At 54.1% G+C, this 18,055-nt stretch carries 20 protein-coding genes; 17 read left to right on the top strand and 3 right to left on the bottom strand.

The features are described from left to right. Positions 1-4: 4 nt before the first annotated feature. The 4 genes from sucC (at position 5) to hypB (ending at position 3,358) form a co-directional block, all read left to right on the top strand. Positions 5-1,171: an ADP-forming succinate--CoA ligase subunit beta gene (gene sucC / locus AB1724_03015; GenBank protein MEW6076764.1), complete on the top strand. Its 1,167-nt coding sequence runs from the start codon at positions 5-7 to the stop codon at positions 1,169-1,171. Between the two features lie 48 nt (positions 1,172-1,219). After that, entirely contained in the window at positions 1,220-2,092 is an 873-nt protein-coding gene (gene sucD / locus AB1724_03010) for a succinate--CoA ligase subunit alpha (protein ID MEW6076763.1), read from the top strand. Positions 2,093-2,315: 223 nt separating this feature from the next. Further along, on the top strand, positions 2,316-2,663 hold the full coding sequence (locus AB1724_03005) for a hydrogenase maturation nickel metallochaperone HypA (GenBank protein ID MEW6076762.1): 348 nt from the start codon (positions 2,316-2,318) through the stop codon (positions 2,661-2,663). 23 nt (positions 2,664-2,686) lie between these two features. Further along, positions 2,687-3,358, top strand: a complete 672-nt coding sequence (gene hypB, locus AB1724_03000) for a hydrogenase nickel incorporation protein HypB (protein MEW6076761.1) — start codon at positions 2,687-2,689, stop codon at positions 3,356-3,358. A 14-nt stretch (positions 3,359-3,372) separates the two neighbouring features. On the opposite strand, the gene AB1724_02995 is transcribed toward hypB, so the two are convergent. Then, entirely contained in the window at positions 3,373-3,801 is a 429-nt protein-coding gene (locus tag AB1724_02995; GenBank protein MEW6076760.1) for a TA system VapC family ribonuclease toxin, read from the bottom strand. Between the two features lie 5 nt (positions 3,802-3,806). Further along, positions 3,807-4,052: a DUF2191 domain-containing protein gene (locus AB1724_02990; GenBank protein ID MEW6076759.1), complete on the bottom strand. Its 246-nt coding sequence runs from the start codon at positions 4,050-4,052 to the stop codon at positions 3,807-3,809. 139 nt (positions 4,053-4,191) lie between these two features. Here AB1724_02990 and amrB point away from each other — a divergent pair, with 139 nt between their 5' ends. From amrB to AB1724_02975, 3 genes are all read left to right on the top strand, one after another. Next, positions 4,192-5,046: an AmmeMemoRadiSam system protein B gene (amrB, locus tag AB1724_02985; protein ID MEW6076758.1), complete on the top strand. Its 855-nt coding sequence runs from the start codon at positions 4,192-4,194 to the stop codon at positions 5,044-5,046. Positions 5,047-5,342: 296 nt separating this feature from the next. Beyond that, positions 5,343-5,915 carry a hypothetical protein gene (locus AB1724_02980; GenBank protein MEW6076757.1) on the top strand — a complete coding sequence of 191 codons (573 nt, stop codon included), beginning with the start codon at positions 5,343-5,345 and terminating at the stop codon, positions 5,913-5,915. A gap of 52 nt (positions 5,916-5,967) precedes the next feature. Then, complete coding sequence (locus AB1724_02975) at positions 5,968-6,252, top strand: hypothetical protein (protein ID MEW6076756.1); 285 nt, start codon at positions 5,968-5,970, stop codon at positions 6,250-6,252. 117 nt (positions 6,253-6,369) lie between these two features. On the opposite strand, the gene AB1724_02970 is transcribed toward AB1724_02975, so the two are convergent. Beyond that, positions 6,370-6,810, bottom strand: coding sequence for a YqaA family protein (locus tag AB1724_02970; protein MEW6076755.1), 441 nt, complete (start codon positions 6,808-6,810; stop codon positions 6,370-6,372). A gap of 236 nt (positions 6,811-7,046) precedes the next feature. Here AB1724_02970 and AB1724_02965 point away from each other — a divergent pair, with 236 nt between their 5' ends. From AB1724_02965 to AB1724_02920, 10 genes are all read left to right on the top strand, one after another. After that, positions 7,047-9,218, top strand: a complete 2,172-nt coding sequence (locus AB1724_02965; GenBank protein MEW6076754.1) for an adenylate/guanylate cyclase domain-containing protein — start codon at positions 7,047-7,049, stop codon at positions 9,216-9,218. A 54-nt stretch (positions 9,219-9,272) separates the two neighbouring features. Next, positions 9,273-9,767, top strand: coding sequence for a hypothetical protein (locus AB1724_02960; GenBank protein ID MEW6076753.1), 495 nt, complete (start codon positions 9,273-9,275; stop codon positions 9,765-9,767). Next, a complete protein-coding gene (locus tag AB1724_02955; protein ID MEW6076752.1) occupies positions 9,751-10,587 on the top strand; it encodes a M48 family metalloprotease in 837 nt (278 codons plus the stop codon). The genes AB1724_02960 and AB1724_02955 overlap by 17 nt, the downstream gene beginning before the upstream one ends. Continuing rightward, entirely contained in the window at positions 10,568-11,851 is a 1,284-nt protein-coding gene (locus AB1724_02950; protein ID MEW6076751.1) for a hypothetical protein, read from the top strand. The genes AB1724_02955 and AB1724_02950 overlap by 20 nt, the downstream gene beginning before the upstream one ends. Before the next feature lie 32 nt (positions 11,852-11,883). Next, positions 11,884-14,508: a hypothetical protein gene (locus AB1724_02945; GenBank protein ID MEW6076750.1), complete on the top strand. Its 2,625-nt coding sequence runs from the start codon at positions 11,884-11,886 to the stop codon at positions 14,506-14,508. Positions 14,509-14,656: 148 nt separating this feature from the next. Then, a complete protein-coding gene (locus AB1724_02940; protein ID MEW6076749.1) occupies positions 14,657-15,283 on the top strand; it encodes a hypothetical protein in 627 nt (208 codons plus the stop codon). Positions 15,284-15,774: 491 nt separating this feature from the next. Beyond that, positions 15,775-16,056, top strand: coding sequence for a type II toxin-antitoxin system mRNA interferase toxin, RelE/StbE family (locus tag AB1724_02935; GenBank protein MEW6076748.1), 282 nt, complete (start codon positions 15,775-15,777; stop codon positions 16,054-16,056). 1 nt (position 16,057) lies between these two features. Beyond that, positions 16,058-16,318: a helix-turn-helix transcriptional regulator gene (locus AB1724_02930; protein MEW6076747.1), complete on the top strand. Its 261-nt coding sequence runs from the start codon at positions 16,058-16,060 to the stop codon at positions 16,316-16,318. 369 nt (positions 16,319-16,687) lie between these two features. Beyond that, the gene (locus AB1724_02925) at positions 16,688-17,035 is read left to right on the top strand and encodes a hypothetical protein (protein MEW6076746.1); all 348 of its coding nucleotides are present in this window, start codon (positions 16,688-16,690) and stop codon (positions 17,033-17,035) included. Between the two features lie 632 nt (positions 17,036-17,667). Further along, positions 17,668-17,955 (top strand): hypothetical protein, encoded by a 288-nt coding sequence (locus tag AB1724_02920; protein ID MEW6076745.1) that lies wholly within the window; start codon positions 17,668-17,670, stop codon positions 17,953-17,955. Positions 17,956-18,055 lie beyond the last annotated feature (100 nt).

The raw sequence follows: 18,055 nt of genomic DNA, 5'->3' as shown, positions 1-18,055 counted from the left end.
TTATATGAAAATTCATGAGTATCAGACCAAAGAGTTGTTTCGTAAATACAACATCCCCACGCCTTCCGGGGTCATGGCGGAAAACGCGGCCGACGCCGGGAAAGCGGCCGGGACCCTGGGCGGGTTTCCGGTGGTGGTCAAAGCCCAGGTCCATGCCGGCGGCCGCGGCAAGGGCGGCGGCGTCAAGGTGGTCCGTTCCGCGGACGAAGCCGAGGCCTTTGCCGGCAAACTGATCGGTTCGCAACTGGTAACGCCCCAGACCGGCCCCGGCGGCACCCTGGTCCGCAAGGTGCTGGTGGAGCAGGGCGTCAACATCGCCCGGGAGCTTTACCTGTCCATCATCACCGACCGGGAAACGGCCAGCATCGTCATCATGGCCAGCGAGGCCGGGGGCATGGATATCGAGGAGGTGGCGGAAAAGACGCCGGAGAAGATTATCAAGGTTTTTGTCAATCCCCTGTCCGGGCTTTCCGCCTTTCACTGCCGCCGGGTGGCTTACGGCCTGAACCTGCCGGCGGCCGCCGTCAAGCAATTCACCCAGGTGGTCAGCGACCTGTTCCGCCTGTTTGTCGACCTGGACGCCTCCCTGGTGGAGATCAATCCCCTGGTGATCACGGCCGAGGACGCGGTGGTCGCCCTGGACGCCAAAATCAACTTTGACGATAACGCCCTGTTCCGGCACAAGGACATCCTGGCCTACCGGGATACCGGAGAAGAGGATCCCCTGGAGGTGGAGGCGTCCAAGTACAACCTGAATTACATCAACATGGACGGCAACGTCGGCAACATGGTCAACGGCGCCGGCCTGGCCATGGCCACCATGGACATCATCAAGCTGGCCGGAGCCGAACCCGCCAACTTCCTGGATGTCGGCGGCGGCGCCAACGCCGAAATGGTTGAGAACGGCTTCCGCATCATCTTAAGCGACAAAAAGGTCAAGTGCCTCCTGATCAATATTTTCGGCGGCATTCTGCGCTGCGACATCCTTGCCCAGGGCATCGTGCAGGCGGCCCGGAATATTGACGTTCACGTGCCGCTGGTGGTCCGCATGGAAGGGACCAACGTGGAGGCCGGCAAAAAAATTCTGGCCGATTCCGGACTGAACCTGCTGGCCGCGGAAAACCTGAGCGACGCCGCCCGCAAGGTGGCCCAGGCAGTAAAGGCCGCGTAAGCAGCATTTTCAAACATCAAAGGTCTATTTCAACAAAAAGGTATTCAGATGAGCATATTCGTAAATAAAGACACCCGTCTGCTGGTGCAGGGAATCACCGGCAAGGAAGGACAGTTTCATACCCGGCAATGCCTGGCTTACGGCACCAAAGTGGTGGCCGGGGTGACACCGGGCAAAGGCGGCCAGGAGATGGACGGCGTACCGGTGTTCAACACCGTGGCCGAGGCCGTCCAGGCGACCGGAGCCAACTGCAGCATGGTGTTCGTACCCCCGCCCTTCGCGGCCGATGGTATCCGGGAAGCGGTCGACGCCGGCATCCCGCTGGTCGTGGCCATTACCGAAGGCATTCCCGTGATGGACATGATGCGCGTCAAAAAGATCCTGGACGGCTCGGGCTCCCGCCTGATTGGTCCCAACTGCCCCGGCATCATCACGCCGGGCGAGGCCAAGATCGGCATTATGCCCGGCAGCATTCACAAGCCCGGCGGACCCGTCGGTGTCGTTTCCCGTTCCGGGACCCTGACCTATGAAGTGGTCCACCAGCTTACCGGCCAGAATATCGGCCAGACCACCTGCGTGGGCATCGGCGGCGATCCGGTCAACGGCACCAATTTCATCGACTGCCTGGACGCTTTTCAGAAGGACCCGGACACCCGGGGCATTGTCATGGTCGGCGAGATCGGCGGCAACGCCGAAGAAAAGGCCGCCGCCTTCATCAAAGAAAAGGTGTCCAAGCCGGTGGTGGGTTTTATTGCCGGGCTGACGGCGCCTCCGGGCAGGCGCATGGGCCATGCCGGCGCCATCATCAGCGGCAAGAGCGGCGGGGCCGAAGGCAAAATCGCCGCCATGAAGGAAGCCGGCATTCATGTCTGCCGCGACCTGGGGACTCTGGGCGAACTTTGCGCCAGGGTGTTTTCGTAAGGGCATCTCTAAAATTGCCTTTTGGCTCGATGTCGGCGTTATGCTCAAATTTTAATCCTCGAAATACTGCAAGTATTCCTGCGGTTAAAATTTTCGCAAGCCTTGACCTCGAACCAAAATTCTAATTTTAGAGACGCCCTTAAGTTGTGAATGTCAGCCGCGGCCTTAATGCGGCGGGTGTTGTTTCATATCCGGCGCGGATGATCGATAAAGGAGCCAGCTCATGCACGAAATGGGAATCGCCATGCAGATCGTGGATATCGCGGTCTCGTCCATCCCCGCCGGGGCCAAGAACCCCAAGGTCGCCAAAGTCAACTTGAGAGCCGGCAAACTGACCGCCATTGTCCCGGCCAGCCTGACCTTCTGCTTTGATATCGCCACTCAGGGCACGCCCCTGGCCGGCGCCACGCTCTCCATCGAAGAAATTCCCGTGGTCGTCCGCTGCAAATCATGCGGAAATGAATGGACGGTCACGACCCCGAATTTCATTTGCGGCAAATGTCAGGGTGGCCAGGTGGACATTATTTCCGGCCGGGAACTGGATATCGTCTCCCTGGAGCTTGCGGATTAATAGAAATAAGGAGGCAGAAAATCATGGAAAAAGTCAAAGTCGTGCGCCGGGTCCTGGACGTCAACGAAACCATGGCGGCCAAGAACCGCAAGCAGTTCGCGGATAAAAAAGTGTTTGTCTTAAACGTCATGAGTTCGCCCGGTTCCGGCAAAACGACCTTGCTGCAGAAAACCCTGACGCGTCTGATGCCGGAGATGACCAGCGCCGTCATCGTGGGCGACATCTGCACCTCCAATGACGCCGACCGCCTGGCCGTGACCGGCGCCGAGGTGGTCCAGGTCAACACCGACGAGTTCGGCGGCGACTGCCACCTGGCGGCCCATGTCATCGAAACCGCCGCGGCCAATTTCGACCTGGACAAGATCGACCTGCTCATCGTGGAGAATATCGGCAACCTGGTCTGCCCGGCGGAGTTCGACATCGGCGAAGACGCCCGGGCCGTGGTGCTGAGCGTCACCGAGGGCGAGGACAAGCCGGTCAAGTACCCGCTCATGTTCCGCGTCTGCGACGTGGCCCTGCTTAACAAGATCGACCTGCTGGCCTATCTGGACTACGACATCAACCTGACGGTTGAGAACATTCACCGCATCAATCCGGAAATGCCGATATTCAAGACCTCGTCCAAAACGGGGGAAGGCCTGGACCAGTGGCTGGACTGGATCCGAAAGAAGGTCGCCGCCAAAAAGAAGGGGTAGGCGGGAAACTTTTATCACGGGTTTAAAGCCAGCGGGTTAAACCATTTCAGGCCGGGAAACCGGGAAAAATCAGCATCGGTTGAGGCCAGGTCGCAGCCGTGTTCCGCGGCCAGGGCGGCGATGTGCGCGTCGGCCACCAGGTTGGCGACCGCCTGCCCTCCCTTGAGCATCCTTTCAAATACCGTCCAGTGCTGTTCCGTCGGCCGGATGATTCGCGCGCAGGGCTGATTCAGCCAGCTCTGGACCCGCGCAATCGCCTGATCCAGAGAGAGCGGATGCTCGAATACCCGCGGATTGGTTCCTATCCGGATAAAGGCGGACAGAACCGGCCAGCACAGGCCGACGGGATCGCTCCCGGAAAGCTGATCATCCCACCAGCCGAGCGCCTGACGATGAAACGGGGACAGCGCGTCTTCCGCATACAATAGAATGTTGGCGTCCACCAGGATCAACGGGAATCCTCTCCTTCAATCTGCGTCAGCAACTCCTGGATGTTATCCAGGTTTCGACCGGCTTTAAGACCCATGGCATGCGGTTTTGTTTTATAGCGTCCGCTTTTGACAGGCCGCTCCACCTGGTCCAGGCCGGCCCTCAACGCTTCATTGATGACCCTTTTGAACGGGGTCCGCCGTTTGGCCGCAATCGCTCTCGCCCGTTCCAACACATCATTTTCTATGGTAATGGTGGTTCTCATGATGTCATCATAGCATCATTTTGAGTGATGTCAAGGCATCACTATGTGCTTTTACGGTTGATCATTCGGGGAAAAAAAGGTTCAATCGTTTTAATGAGGAAAAATTTTTGCCGTCATTAACGATTTGTGGGGGGGCATCATGGATGTCAGGAGAGCTGTGTTCGCGGGCAGCTGGTATCCGGGTACGATCGCCGAATGTGAGCGGCAGATTCTCGGTTTTCTCAAGGAAGGCGTCAAGGTAAAACCGGAAAAGCAGGCGGTCGGGGTGATCGTGCCTCATGCCGGCTGGGTTTATTCCGGCGGTATCGCCTGCCGGGCCATATCTCTGCTGGCCCGGAAGCCGCTGCCCGAGACGATCGTCGTTTTCGGCATGCATCTGCCGCCGGGCGCCCAGCCGCGCATCATGGCGGCCGGGGGGATCGAAACCCCGCTGGGCGCCCTTGAGGTGGATGAGGCCATCACCCGTCCTCTTCTGGAGCGGTTTTCTTTTCAGGAAGAAACCACCCGGCGTTTTTCCCAGGACAACACCATCGAGCTGCAGTTGCCGTTCATCAAGCACTTTTTCCGGGACGCGCAAATCGTTCCCATCGGCGTACCGCCGAACCCGGCGGCCGTCGAGATCGGCGCGGCCGTGGTCGCAATCGCCAATGAGATTGGCCGGAACATCGCGGTGGTCGGGTCCACCGACCTGACCCATTACGGCGCCAATTTCAGCATGACCCATTACGGCTTCGGCCAGGAAGCCCACGAAAAAGTGCGCGACCGGGAAGACCGCCGCATCATCGAGCGCATGCTGGCCATGGATCCGCTGCCGGTCATCCGCGAGGCGCTGGCCAGCAGCAATGCCTGTTGTTCCGGCGCGGCCGCCGCGGCCATATCCGCCGCCAAAGCACTCGGCGCCACGGAAGCGGCCCTGACCGAATACGCCACCAGCTATGACAAGAGTCCGGGCGAAAGCTTCGTGGGGTACGCGGGCATCGTGTTTTTAAAGTAGGAACGGCCAGGCAGTAGAAGGTAGCATTCGGAAGGGGTTTTGGTTCGCTCCCCGGTCATTTTGGGCGGGATTAAAGTCCTTCGCTGAATTTCTCGAACTCGGGCTGTTCAATATTTCATGAAATGGCCGGCTTTCTCCCTCAGACAGCGAGAAATTCTTTACGCGAAGGCTTTTAATCCCTTGTCTCCCAAAATGCCCGCAAGTCGCTCACAAAACCCCTTTTCCGAATGCGGCTGGTTTAATATGTGAAGAGGTGGTGCCCTTTCTGCCTAATTACAATTTTTTCTGGAATTGAAATGATGAAACGTTCAAAACAGATTGGACACGCAAACCATGAAAAATGGATAGAGCAATATAGCCGAAGACTATCATGGCCAATGTCTTGGTTAAGTGTCGCGCTATCACTAAGAAGGGCTGCTGCAGTTTTGTGGGAAGATGTTAAAAAAGACAATGATAAATTTCTTAATGATGAGTTAGAAGAAATTCAACGGTCTATTTCTCATCATTGCTTAATGTTATTGGGCTTATCTATCGAAAATCTTTTAAAAGGTCTTTGTGTTTCAAAATTCGGAGCCTTCAACAAAAACAATAAGTTTAAGTTTACTACGCACAAGTTACTTGTACTTTGCGAGAAGATTGATCTTAGTCTTTCTGAGGAAGAACAATATTTGATGGAAGTCTTAGAGCAGTTTGTAATATGGGCTGGAAAGTTTCCAGGCCCTTTGGAATATACGGATCTTATTCCAAGATACCAAAAAAATAGTGGCTATGCTCCCTTAAATTCAGTAAGCGAATCTGACATTAAAAATTCATTTAATACTATAGATCGGCTAGCTATAGAGCTCGAAGAAAAAATACAAGGGTCTTGACTAGACGCAATATTGACTGCCATGGCTTTCGGGTCTTGAAGAATCGGAGGAATTGAATTTAAGCAAGTCAGTGGAACCTCAACCCTCTTTGGCTATCGCCGTTGCAAAAAGCGTGGTTGTGAACGCCTTTGAGACTTTTGGGGAAAAGCCGGATGCCGTCATCCGCGAAAAGCGTTTCTCGCTGTCCGAGGGTGCAGGCAGGTCTTTCAAAAATATCCAGATCAGCCCGAGTTCGAGAAACGCCGCGGATGAGGGCAGCCGGCCCCAAAAGGGTCAGGGCGCGAACAACCATGCTTTTTGCAAGACCGCAGGCAATATCCTTTATCGGAATATATAAGGCGGCCTGAAGGCCGCCCCCACACCGTTGCCGAAGGGCGACCGCCGGGTCGCCCCTGCGACGAATGTCAAGCCGGGCATTGCCGCCGCGGCCCAATCGACTGGCGACATACCAGCGTCAGGAAATTTTCAGTGTCAGGTAAGCGATGACGACATACCGGAGCATCTTGCCGGCAGTAACCAAGGGCGCAAACCACAGCATGCGGATCCGCAACACGCCGGCGACAACGGTCAAGGAATCGCCGATGACCGGCACCCAGGCAAAACACAGAGAAACCAGGCCGTATTTTTCAAAGCGCCGCTCGGCCGTTACGAAATCTTCCTCGGACATTTTCAGCCATTTTTTTATCACGCCCAGACTGGCCCAATATCCCAGCGCGTAGTTCGTCAAAGAGCCCAGCACGTTTCCAACGGTTGCGACCAGCACCAGCCCGACCGGAGATAAGCCGGTAACCAGCAAGGCGGTCAGCACCACCTCCGAACTTAAGGGCAAGACAGTAGCCGCCAGAAAAGCGGCCATAAATAGGCCGGTGTAGCCAAATTCGCTGAAGTATTCCATCTCTCCTGACGCCAGATATGAATATATAATAAGGAAACAGTATGGTATGAAAACACGGGTCTGTCGAGAACGTTAGTAAAACATACGGGCGGCCGCGGGTCGCCCCTGCGGTTCCGTTTCTCCTGATCCGGCCATTGACAGGCAGGCCCGGTTTGCTATAACATACAGTCATTAAAGCCGTTTTTCGCCCTTCTTTTTACGGGGTCCGTTATTCCTTTTGGCATAAGCAAACAGCGATGATGACATCATGGCAAAACAGAACCAGACCCTGCTTACTCATCATTACCGTCATTTGCCTGTTGGCCGTGTATGCCGACCTGTCCGGTTTGTATGACATCCCGGAACGGCAGACCATTGACTGGCGAACCCGCCTGATCAGAAAGAACCTCCCCCTGCCGCCGGACATCGCCGTCATTATTATCGATGAAGCCTCCCTGAATTATGTCAATAATATTGCCGGGCGATGGCCCTGGCCGAGGGCCATTCACGCCGACCTGATCGACGCCCTGAAGCAATGGGGGGCAAAAGACATTGTCCTGGATGTTCTGTTTACCGAAAACCAGAATACCGGGGTCGTGACCGGAGCCGACGATTCCCGGCTGGCCGCCGTCACCGCTTCTTCCGGCAATGTCTTTCATGCCGTGCAACTGGTGTGTGACGATGAAGACGAAGTCAACAAGACCCTGCTCAACCGGGACATGCCGGAAGACTTTCTGGAAAGCCACGCGGTCAGGCTTAAAGCGGACGCCGCCTACTCCGCGTACAACAATTACTATCTGCCCCTTGCGGAACTCTATCAGGCGGCTGCGGGAGTCGGGGTCGTCACCTTTGACAACGACCAGGACGGCGTTTTCCGGGAGGAACGGCTCCTGTTTAATTACAAGGGCCAATATCTTCCCGGCCTTTCCCTTTCACCGCTGTTGAGCCGGCTCAACGCCAAGGCGTGCGCCCTGACGGACGATGCCCTGGCCCTTCCCGGCCTGACCATCCCGCTGCGTCAGGGGAAATACTATGTCAACATGTACGGCCGCTATGAGGACAGCGTCTATTCTTATGGCGGTGTCCTGGTTACCATCGGAAAGCTTAACGAAGGGATTCTGGATGATCTGCCGGTCAAGCCCGAAGAGTTTGATGGCAAGACCGTGTTTGTCGGCGGCGCCGCCGTGGGGGCGGGGGACCTCAAGCACACCGCCGTCGCCACCAAGACACCGGCGGTGTACCTGCACGCGTCCATCTTCGGCAATATGATCACCCGGGATTTTCTGAGGTTCGCGCCGCGGTCCGTTTCCCTGGTTGTCATCTTCATCCTTGTTATACTAACCGTCCTGCCGATTTTCTATCTGAAGAATATTTTTGCCCAGGTGCTCATCCCCATTTCCGCCGTTTCCCTTTACCTTTTCGCGGCGTACAAGATGTTTGAGGGCAATACCGTCCTGCCGGCGGCCAATCCGTTTCTCTCGTTTGCCGGGGCCTATATTCTCAGCTTTACCTATGTCGGCCTCACCGCCGGGCGGGACCGGCGCAAGATCAAGAACATCCTGGGCCAGTATGTCTCTCCCGCCATGCTCAACGACGTGCTGAAAAACCACAAGGAGGACTATTTCAAGGCCGAAGTGGGCACCCGGGAAGAGCTGACCATCTTCTTTTCTGATATCCGGGGGTTCACCACCCTTTCCGAGCAGCTCAGAGAAGAACAGGTCGTGGAAATCCTGAACACCTACCTGTCACGAATGGTGAACATCATTTTCGATAATGAAGGGACCCTGGATAAATTCATCGGCGACGCCGTGGTCGCTTTCTGGGGGGCGCCCCTGCGGCACGATGACGACCCCTACCGGGCGGTAAAATCCGCCCTGGCCATGATGGAGGCCGTAAAGGAAATCAACCAGCACAACCGGAGAAGCGACCTGCCCGAACTGGCCATCGGCATCGGCATCAATACCGGCAGCGTTATCCTGGGCAATATCGGTTCCGAGAAAAAACTGGACTACACCATCATCGGCGATAACGTCAACCTCACCTCGCGCCTGGAAGGGCTGACCAAGGCCTATCACTGCGGGATAATAATTTCCGGCGACACCTGTCAGCATGTCCGGGACAGGGTGCTGTGCCGGCTGGTCGATTATGTGATCGTCAAAGGGAAAAATAAACCCGTCATGATTTATTCGGTACTGGGGCACCTGGCTTCGGCGGACCGGGATGCACTGGAAATCGCGGCCCTGTCCGAAAAGGCTTTTGACCTTTATCGTGAACGGCGGTTTGAGGAGGCCATGGCCGTGTACCGGGAGATACGGAAAATCCGGCCCGATGACTTTCTGGCGGCCATGTTCATGGAAAGAATAAACGGGCACATGACCGCGCCGCCGCCGGCAGACTGGAACGGCGCCCATGTGCTGACCAGCAAGTAGCGGAAAAACCGTTTTTCGTTTACTATTTAAGGGCGCCTTTCTAAGGAGGTCCGTATGACAAGAAAATCACTAATGATTCTGCTCGGCGTTCTTTTCCTGCCCGCGACGTCGCCGGCCTACGATCTTTATGTCCGCAGCGTCAACGCGCCGGTGTATGCGATGCCGGATACCGCCTCGGGGGTCGTGACCACGGTCGGGCAGGGGACAAAACTGGCCGGCATTGAAAACAAAGGCAACTGGCACATGGTCAAAGCGGGCGACCACACCGGCTGGGTATACCGCTTTCTGGTGGGTGACAAACCGCTTGCGGACACCGGGGACGGTTCCCTGGCCGGTCAATATGCGGAGCAGGAAAGCAAGGCCAGGCGGCGGCCGTCATCCTACACGGCCGCGGCCGCGGCCCGGGGGCTCCGGGAAAAACGTCAGCGCTTCGCCGAAAAGTACCATCTTGACTATGAGGCCCTGGCCAGGATAGAGGCCATGGCGGTTTCCCGGGAGGAAGTGACGTCATTTATTAAAGAGGGGATTGAAAATGAAAAAAAGGATTAACGTCCTGCTTCCGCTTTTTCTAATCTTCTTTCTGGCCGCCGCTGACGGCCTTTTGGCGCGGGAAGGAAGAGCGCGGATTTCCACTCTGAATGAAACCTATTATGATCAGAGCGACCTGGAAGCGGAAATCGTTTTCGGCCGGGACCTGGCCGCCAGGATCCTCGGCAATTACCAGTTGCTGGATAATGACCGCGTCAACCGTTATGTCAACCTGGTCGGCAACGCGGTGGCCCTGTACGCGGGCCGGCCGGAAATCAAATTCCACTTCGCGGTTTTAGATTCGGCCGAATGCAATGCTTTCGCCGCCCCCGGCGGCTATGTCTTTATCACCCGGGGAGCCCTGGACCTGATGGAAAATGAAGCCCAGCTGGCGGGCGTGCTGGGCCACGAAATCGCCCATATCAACGAAAAGCACATCATAAAGGAGCTTAAAATCCGGGGCCAAGACGATTCGGTCGCCGGCGCTCTGGGCAACCTCATCGGCGGGTCCACCGACACGTTCCGGAAAACACTGGAGCAGGCCATGGAGTCGGCCGCGGATATTCTTTTTAACCGGGGCTATAAAATGGAAGACGAACTGGCGGCGGACCAGATCGGCCTGCTTATGGCCTCCCTGGCCGGCTACAACCCCGCGGCCCTGGGGAGCTTTCTGGCCAAAGCCCGGCGCTTTGAGCCCGAAGACGCCACCTATACCGACAAAGAGCACCCCCTGTCGGCCGTGCGCCTGGCGAAAATTGGCGACACCCTCAAAACCAACGGAATGACCGGAAACGACAACGCCTTGATGAAAGGAAGGTTTGATGAAAACATTCATCCGTAACTGGCTGTTGATAATAGTGGCCGTTATCATCCCCGGCCCTGTTCTGGCCGACGACTTTCATTATGTCAACATGATCGTGGGAGACAGGGCTTCGGGTCTAGGCGGGGCCTATGGCGCCGTGGCCGACGATCCTTCCGGGTGCTATTACAACCCGGCCGGTATCGCTTTCGCGCCGGAGATGAGCCTGTCGGCCAGCGTCAATGTTTTCGGCACGTCGGACAAGACCTATGAGGATGTCCTCACCACCGCCAGCGGTCATACCCTGGACTGGGTACAGGAATCCTCCAGCCTGCTGCCCAACTACTTCGGCATTGTCAGAAAGCTCGGCCCGGGCCGGCTCGGCCTGTCCTACGCGGTTCCGGATTCCACCAACCGGAGGCAGAAGGACTATTTTAAAAACATCGCCTCCTCCCACCCGGACAATCCCGTCGAATCCTACCTGATTTACATCAACGACGACGACAAGGAATATCTGTTCGGGCCGTCCTACGCGTTGCCCTTGTCCGACTCGTTGTCCATCGGCGCGACCCTGTACTATTATTACCGGGACGCGGAGATCATCCGCAACCAGCTCCTGCAGTTTGAGCAGGGCGAGCACTTTCTGATCAATTATTATGAAACCCGCGAGGACGAGGGAGTCCGTCCGATCCTGGGCCTTATCTGGGAACCGGCCGATACCGTCGCCATCGGCCTGTCCGTGTCCCAGACCCACATCATGGACAATGACACCCACACCACCGACATCTTCCGGGAGACCCTGTCGGACGACCCCGTGGTGATTGACGGGCAGGAGTACGATTTCAGCGATACCGACGCCATTTATTTTCAGAGCCGCGGCCTGGATGACGAGGAAGATTATCCCTGGTCCGGGACCTTCAGTTCGGCCTGGTTTGTTTCTCCCAGCCTCCTTTTTACCGGGGATGTGACCTTCCACGATTCGGAAAAGGATATCGAGTCCGTGATCAACTTCGCCCTGGGATGCGAGTACTATGTCACCCCCCGCCTGGCCTGGCGGTGCGGCGCCTATACCGATTTCGCCAATACGGACAGTTTGTCCAGGGGGGCCGTCAACCAGGACGAGAACATCGATATTTACGGGTTCAACACCAGCCTGACCCTGTTTCACAAACTGTCCAACATCACCCTGGGGTTCTCCTACGGATACGGCGAAGGTGAGGCCCAGATGATTACCGACAGCACCCTGATCCAGGACGCGGTCATCGAAAATATCTCCGTGTATCTGTCGGCCGCCTATAAATATTGATAGCCCCAACCCTTTTTATCAAAGGTGCAAACATGATGGTTATTACAGAAAATATGAAATTGTCCGGTGGAAAAGCCGCCGTCATCGGCATCATCATCTGGTGTGTCGTCGGCCTGCTGACCGGCTGCAACAGCACGCCCTCATTCAATGCCCAAAGCAACAGCGGACAGGATACGCAGGGCGGGGGCGGGTCCATCACCCTTTCCCGTTTCACCCTGCCCAATGAAATTTCCGCCATCCCGGCCGGAGCCGATGCGGCCGCGGGCAACAACGTCATCGCCCGGGCCGCCGCGGATCCGGGAACGGATTATTCCAGCGCGGTGACGCAAAAATATATCCAGGAGAAAAGCCTGCATCACTATGAGCACCTGGATTCCATCCTGGACCTGCTGGCCCAGACCAATTATACCCAAGAAATCGATCAGGGCCCCTACCGGGCCATCGTGTCCTCCCGGGAAACGGTAAACGGTTATACCCAGGTCATTCCCCATGAATGGGTGGTGCAGTCGGACTCGATCCGGGAGGACGGCCGGGACGCCTTGAGGATCCAGGTCTGGATGGACGAAGAGGATTTTCATTTAAAGGCGGAATTCAAAGTGTTTTCTCCACCGACGCGAAACGATGACGGTTCGTATGAAAATTACGGCGAATGGATCATGAACCTGAAGTTTGATGACACCGGCGAGGAGGATTACGTTGCCGCTTCCTGCACGACCAGTGAAGAGGGGTTGTCCCTGATCAGGCTTTATGAAAAATTTTCCGGTGATCTAAGCGAGGGCGTAGAAGGACTTCCCACCAAGGTAAAAGCCATCATGTACCGTTCGGCTTCAACCGGATACGGCAAGGTCTCTTACCCCGATTATGATGCCTATTTCTGCCCGGATTGCGAGGGCGGAAGCGAGATTCCCCATGCGTTATCAGTCTATGCCTACGACCGGAACACGCTGGCGGTTCAAACCGAGGGCGGAAGCATTACTTACAAGGACAGAAACGATATGGTTCCGGTCTGCCTGTTTTACGGCGTCTTTGACGGGGAAACAGGCGAAGATGTACTGAAGACAAAATCCTTCGGCTTCCCGGTCCGGTATACCGCGGGCAACATGATCCGTTATGCTTACTATGGTTCATATGAGGGCCGCCATGAACTCAGGGACCAGGACGGAACGCCCCTGAACGAAGGCACTGTCGTCACCCGGGAAGACACTCCGCCGGACCAGGAGCCGGAAACCTATACCGTAGGGAAAACCTTCAGCGGCGTTCTGGTCAAACGGACCTACCAGCAGGCCCATCTTGATGACATCCAGAAGATCCCGCTGGAGTGCTGGGTGGAGCAGGAGTGCAACCTGAATTACGATCCGGAAAGAGGGCAATGGTTTTACTGTCCTCAGACAGACTGGTCCACGGATCCACCCACTTGCGTAACCGGCGCCAAGCCCTTTGACGAAATCGTGGGGTTTGAAACCCTGATCGTGGGAGAAAACAACACCAGAAAAATGGTGGAAATTTTCGGCTGGGATGAGACGACAGAAAGAGACGTCCAGTTCATTTATGAAAACGCGAATGCGGCCAACGGCATGACCGCCGGGTTCTACGAGGCTGAAATCGTCACCGGTGACAACGGTGAGCCGGTTAAGCGGCCTGTAATCCCCAGGGTACCGCTGGACACGGAATCGATCCGGCACCTGTTTGTTTACATCGGCGGCAGCATCTATATCGAGTACAGGGGAGCCGACACCGGATGGGTGGAAAAGCAGGTGGATTATTTCGATGATCGAACCTGGCGGCCGGTGTTTGTAAAAGACGGCGACCAGCCCTTCGTCATGCCGGAGGACAGGGAGTTTTATATCAATTTCCAGGGGGTCAACTATATTGTCCAGAGGACCGGGGATGAATATAACGTCCACATGGAACTTCAGACCGTCTGCAACCCGGGCAACGCCCAAGACATCGTGCCGGACGGCACGGTCTTTTACGATCCCTGGAACCCGGAATACAACTCCACCTATGAATTTATCACCGATCCCTCCAGCGAGTACTATCTCATGCTGGTGTACAAGACCATCGGGGACAATGACCGGGATATGGCCGGGACCAGGGAAGGCGTTGAAGTGGGCAAACCGGCCGGAAGCTTCTGGGGGCTGGAAGCCGTCATCAACAGGGAAACCGTTTCTTTCAACTGGGAGCGGCCTGAAGGCGAAGGCGGCTGGGGGAGTGTGACTTACCTCATGAAGGACGGCGCGTACAAACTCATCGATGACCCGATCATGTTCAATCCCATATCCGTCAACAGACCCGACGGCGCTTCCCGGCGGCTGGCCCTGTCCTATGACGGCTGGCTGAACGGGGTGCCCTACGCCGAGGACATGCTCATGGCGTCCGACTGGGTAATGACCGATGACATCAAGGAAAAGATCATCAACATTCCGCCCGGGACCACCGTCCAGGAGACCGGCACCGGCAAGTCCTATCTCATCAAGCCCCTGGAGGTCAGCCTGTACCTGACCGAGACCACGGACCCCGGCAACCTGAACATCGTCGCCGCGCAGGCCCTGGACCTGGCCGAGGTGCCCATCTATGCCGAGCACGGCATGGGCGAGGTGCCGGCTTCGGCCGAGCTCAAGTATATCGACGGGTATCCGCTGGAGGAGGGTGAATAGAAATTTCGTCATCACCCGGCTTGACCGGGTGATCCAGAGCAATTAAAAATGGTTGCATTCGGAAGGGGTTTGGGTTCGCTCCCCGGGCATTTTGGGCGGGTTCAATGATTCCGGCTGAATTTCTCGAACTCGGGCTGTTCAACAGGTCATGAAGTGTCCGGGCTTCACCCTCAGACAGCGAGAAATTCTTGACGCCGGAATCCTTGAGCCCTTGTCTCCCAAAATGCCCGCAGGTCGCTCACAAAACCCCTTTCCCGAATGCGGCGGTTTTAATATACAAACAGGTGGAGACCCTTCTGCCCAATTATTATGTTATATGCAAAAGAATATGAAATTAGTCACAATACTCCAATTTACGTTGTTATGGTTATCTGCTACGACTTCATTCGCAGAGAGCATTATTCTCCCTATCCCAAATACTCAAATCGAATATGGTTGTGGTTGTAGTTACCGACTCAACGATTCAGCTCCTTATAAATTTGTTTTTCAATCAGAACCAAATTATGAAAATCCAAAAGTATACATTTCAGGCGAACTTATTAAGCTTGAACCCATCAAAATTGAACAAATCCCTGATAAACCCAAAATTGGTGATACCTTTTCCCAACAATTTAGATACAAAGATATAAACCTTCATTTTTTTAATACGATTACTTTTGTCTGCCCTAATGGATCTGAGGGTGGATGTGAAGTCACAAGATTCAAGACAAAACTGACAATTGATAAGGCAGGAAAAGTTGAAACAATGGACCTTTTTGGCGACTGTGGGTGCTAAAAAAGCATATAACCTGTCGCTATACGCGGACTGGTGATACGCTGCCGCTGAGTACCAGCCGGTAATCTTTGCGTTGCAAAAAGTGTGGTTGTGAGCGCCTTTGAGCCTTTTGGGAAACAGCCGGGTGGCGTCATCCGCGAAATGCGTTTATCGCTGTCCGAGGGTGCAGGCAGGTCTTTCAAAAATATTCGGTGCAGCCCGAGTTCGAGAAACGCCGCGGATGAGGTCAGCCGGCCCCAAAAGGGTCACGGCGCGAGCAAACATACCTTTTGCGGGACCGCAGGCTATATTCTCCACCAGCAAAGTTTATTCACAAATAGGGGATCGCATTCGGCAAAGGGTTTGGGTTCGCTCCCCGGCCATTTTGGACGCTCACAAAACCCCTTTTCGAGTGCGGCGGTCTGTATAGGCGAAAGCCCTTCTATCCAGCTACATTGTTAGCCTGTTAAATGTTTATTGACATATCATATATCGTATAGTATATATTTAGTATGTGGATTATTTATGAACACCGAAACGCGTCTCGAAAATTACCCCGCCTGCCTCAAGAGACGTTGAAACGATACGAAAAATGGAAAGACATCGTTGCCATTTCCGGGCCTGACGGATTACGCTTGATTAAAGGCTTTCATGATGAGGCGTTGAGTGGACAGTGGGTTGGGCACCGGTCATCGCGCCTCGGACTTCAGTATCGTATAATTTATCGGGTTGAGAGCGACAAAATTTTCGTGGAGGTGATTGACATCACCGCCCACGATTACAGGAGAAAGTGATATGAAAGATTACAGCCTTGCAAAAAAAAACATAAATGTTTCCGTAGGAGAATCCGTACGGATTATCCGAGAGCTTCAGGAATTAAGCCAGAATGGGCTGGCTGAATTGACCGGCATTCCTCAATCTACCATTTCTGCTATAGAAAACGACCGCATCCAGCTTGGTGTTGAACGGGCAAAAGTTCTTGCCAGAGCGCTGAAATGCCATCCTGCGGTACTCGTATTTCCTGGTTGGGATACAAAAGAACAGCCCGCAGCCTGACCCTTGGCGCATAAACTGTAAATTCAATTAACAAATTATACTAATGGGATTGGAATGGAAATGCTTTTACGGGGCGCATTCAGAAGGGGTTTGGGTTCGCTCCCAGGGCATTTTGGGCGGGCTCAAGGATTCCGGCTGAATTTCTCGAACTCGGGCTGTTCAACTGGTCATGAGTGTCCGGAATCCACCCTCAGACAGCGAGAAATTCTTTACGCCGGAAACCTTGAGCCCTTGTCTTCCAAAATACCCGCAGGTCGCTCACCAAACCCCTTTCCCGAATGCGGCGGGTTTTTGATTCTAACAGGTGGGAACCTTTCTGCTTGATTACAATATTAAGTCCAACTTGCTAAAATAAAATGGAGAATTAAATTGGCAAAACGAATTGTGATCTTAATCTGTTATATGCTCCTCGCTTCTGGTTTTATAGGTAAAAACTATTGTTATGCAGAAGAGACGCTTTCAACAAACGCCGAAGAACTTTATAATCTTGATCTTCAAGATGTCGATCTCGCAGTATTGGCAACAACAATGAGCGAATGGACTAGAAAGAAGTTTGAGCTGGATAACGGCGTGAAAGGAAATTTAACGCTTAAGACCCAAAAAAGTGTAACCAAAGATGAGCTTTACAATATTTTTATAGAGGAATTGAAAAAAGAAGGCTTTGGCATCATAGAGAAAGGCCAAAAGGTTGTTATTGTGCAAGATAAAAAGGAATGACCCAGCCGCAAGCTACGGGGAATTAACCCATAACGCTTAAACCATCTTTAATCAATCCGATGGGAGCCCCGGCTACTTATGACTGCTGACCTTGCAAAAAGTGTGATTATGAGCGCCTTTGAGCCTTTTGGGAAATAGCCGGGTGGCGTCATCCGCGAAATGCGTTTCTCGCTGTCTGAGGGTGTAAGGCAGGTCTTTTTAAAACATCCCGTGCAGTCCGAGTTCGAGAAACGCCGCGGATGAGGGCAGCCGGCCCCAAAAGGGTCACGGCGCGAGCAAGCATGCTTTTTGCAGGACAGCATGCTATATTCTCCACCAGCAAAAATTATTCACAAATAGGGGGTAGCATTCGGAAGGGGATTTTGTTCGCTCCCCGGGCTTTTGGGCGGGCTCAAGGATTCCGGCTGAATTTCTCGAACTCGGGCTGTTCAACTGGTCATGAAATGTCCGGGCTTCACCCTCAGGCAGCGAGAAATTCTTTACGCCGGAAACCTTGAGCCCTTGGCTCCCAAAATGCCCGCAGGTCGCTCACCAAAACCCCTTTCCCGAATGCGGCGGTTTTATTATGAGAATAGGTGGAAAAAGTTCTATAAATTTTCAATGTTAAGCATAAAGATATTTAGAAGAAATTAGTGGCTTGGATATGCCCTTCTTGCGGGCTTGAAAATTCAGATGATTCTCAAAGAACATGCGCATGTGGTCGAGGATTAAATGAATTAAGCAATAACTCACTTCAAGAACTAAGTGTTAAAAAAACGGGAGATAAAAAATTTGTAAGCAAAAAGATTCATGTACTCCTATTTATAATAGGTTTTATAGGGTTAGTAGCTGGTTACATTCTAGTACCGATCTTTGCCGCGCTTGTTGATATTATTATGGTTCTCGGAATATTTGTACCAATTGAAGATAAGAATAAGTAACAGTTAATAAAACCAGGAAACGCATTAAGGACAGCCAGGGTGGGCGCGTATTGATTAACCGGGGAGAATTTTGAACATTAACCGTCTTTAAGGCAGTAAC

The sequence above is a fragment of the Thermodesulfobacteriota bacterium genome (assembly GCA_040753795.1).
In the GTDB taxonomy this organism is placed as follows: Bacteria; Desulfobacterota; Desulfobacteria; order Desulfobacterales; family Desulfosudaceae; genus JBFMDX01.
The sequence above is the reverse complement of the archived record's forward strand: the minus strand, read 5'-3'. Positions and strand labels throughout refer to the sequence as shown.

Bases quoted from the DNA above. Each gene is read 5' to 3' on its own strand.
- hypB (MEW6076761.1), top strand. From the start codon at position 2,687: ATGGAAAAAGTCAAAGTCGTGCGCCGGGTCCTGGACGTCAACGAAACC.
- AB1724_02960 (MEW6076753.1), top strand. From the start codon at position 9,273: ATGACAAGAAAATCACTAATGATTCTGCTCGGCGTTCTTTTCCTGCCC.
- sucD (MEW6076763.1), top strand. From the start codon at position 1,220: ATGAGCATATTCGTAAATAAAGACACCCGTCTGCTGGTGCAGGGAATC.
- AB1724_02945 (MEW6076750.1), top strand. From the start codon at position 11,884: ATGATGGTTATTACAGAAAATATGAAATTGTCCGGTGGAAAAGCCGCC.
- amrB (MEW6076758.1), top strand. From the start codon at position 4,192: ATGGATGTCAGGAGAGCTGTGTTCGCGGGCAGCTGGTATCCGGGTACG.
- AB1724_03005 (MEW6076762.1), top strand. From the start codon at position 2,316: ATGCACGAAATGGGAATCGCCATGCAGATCGTGGATATCGCGGTCTCG.
- AB1724_02970 (MEW6076755.1), bottom strand. From the start codon at position 6,810: ATGGAATACTTCAGCGAATTTGGCTACACCGGCCTATTTATGGCCGCT.
- AB1724_02950 (MEW6076751.1), top strand. From the start codon at position 10,568: ATGAAAACATTCATCCGTAACTGGCTGTTGATAATAGTGGCCGTTATC.
- AB1724_02990 (MEW6076759.1), bottom strand. From the start codon at position 4,052: ATGAGAACCACCATTACCATAGAAAATGATGTGTTGGAACGGGCGAGA.
- AB1724_02955 (MEW6076752.1), top strand. From the start codon at position 9,751: ATGAAAAAAAGGATTAACGTCCTGCTTCCGCTTTTTCTAATCTTCTTT.
- AB1724_02980 (MEW6076757.1), top strand. From the start codon at position 5,343: ATGATGAAACGTTCAAAACAGATTGGACACGCAAACCATGAAAAATGG.
- AB1724_02965 (MEW6076754.1), top strand. From the start codon at position 7,047: ATGATGACATCATGGCAAAACAGAACCAGACCCTGCTTACTCATCATT.
- AB1724_02935 (MEW6076748.1), top strand. From the start codon at position 15,775: ATGTGGATTATTTATGAACACCGAAACGCGTCTCGAAAATTACCCCGC.
- sucC (MEW6076764.1), top strand. From the start codon at position 5: ATGAAAATTCATGAGTATCAGACCAAAGAGTTGTTTCGTAAATACAAC.
- AB1724_02940 (MEW6076749.1), top strand. From the start codon at position 14,657: ATGAAGTGTCCGGGCTTCACCCTCAGACAGCGAGAAATTCTTGACGCC.
- AB1724_02930 (MEW6076747.1), top strand. From the start codon at position 16,058: ATGAAAGATTACAGCCTTGCAAAAAAAAACATAAATGTTTCCGTAGGA.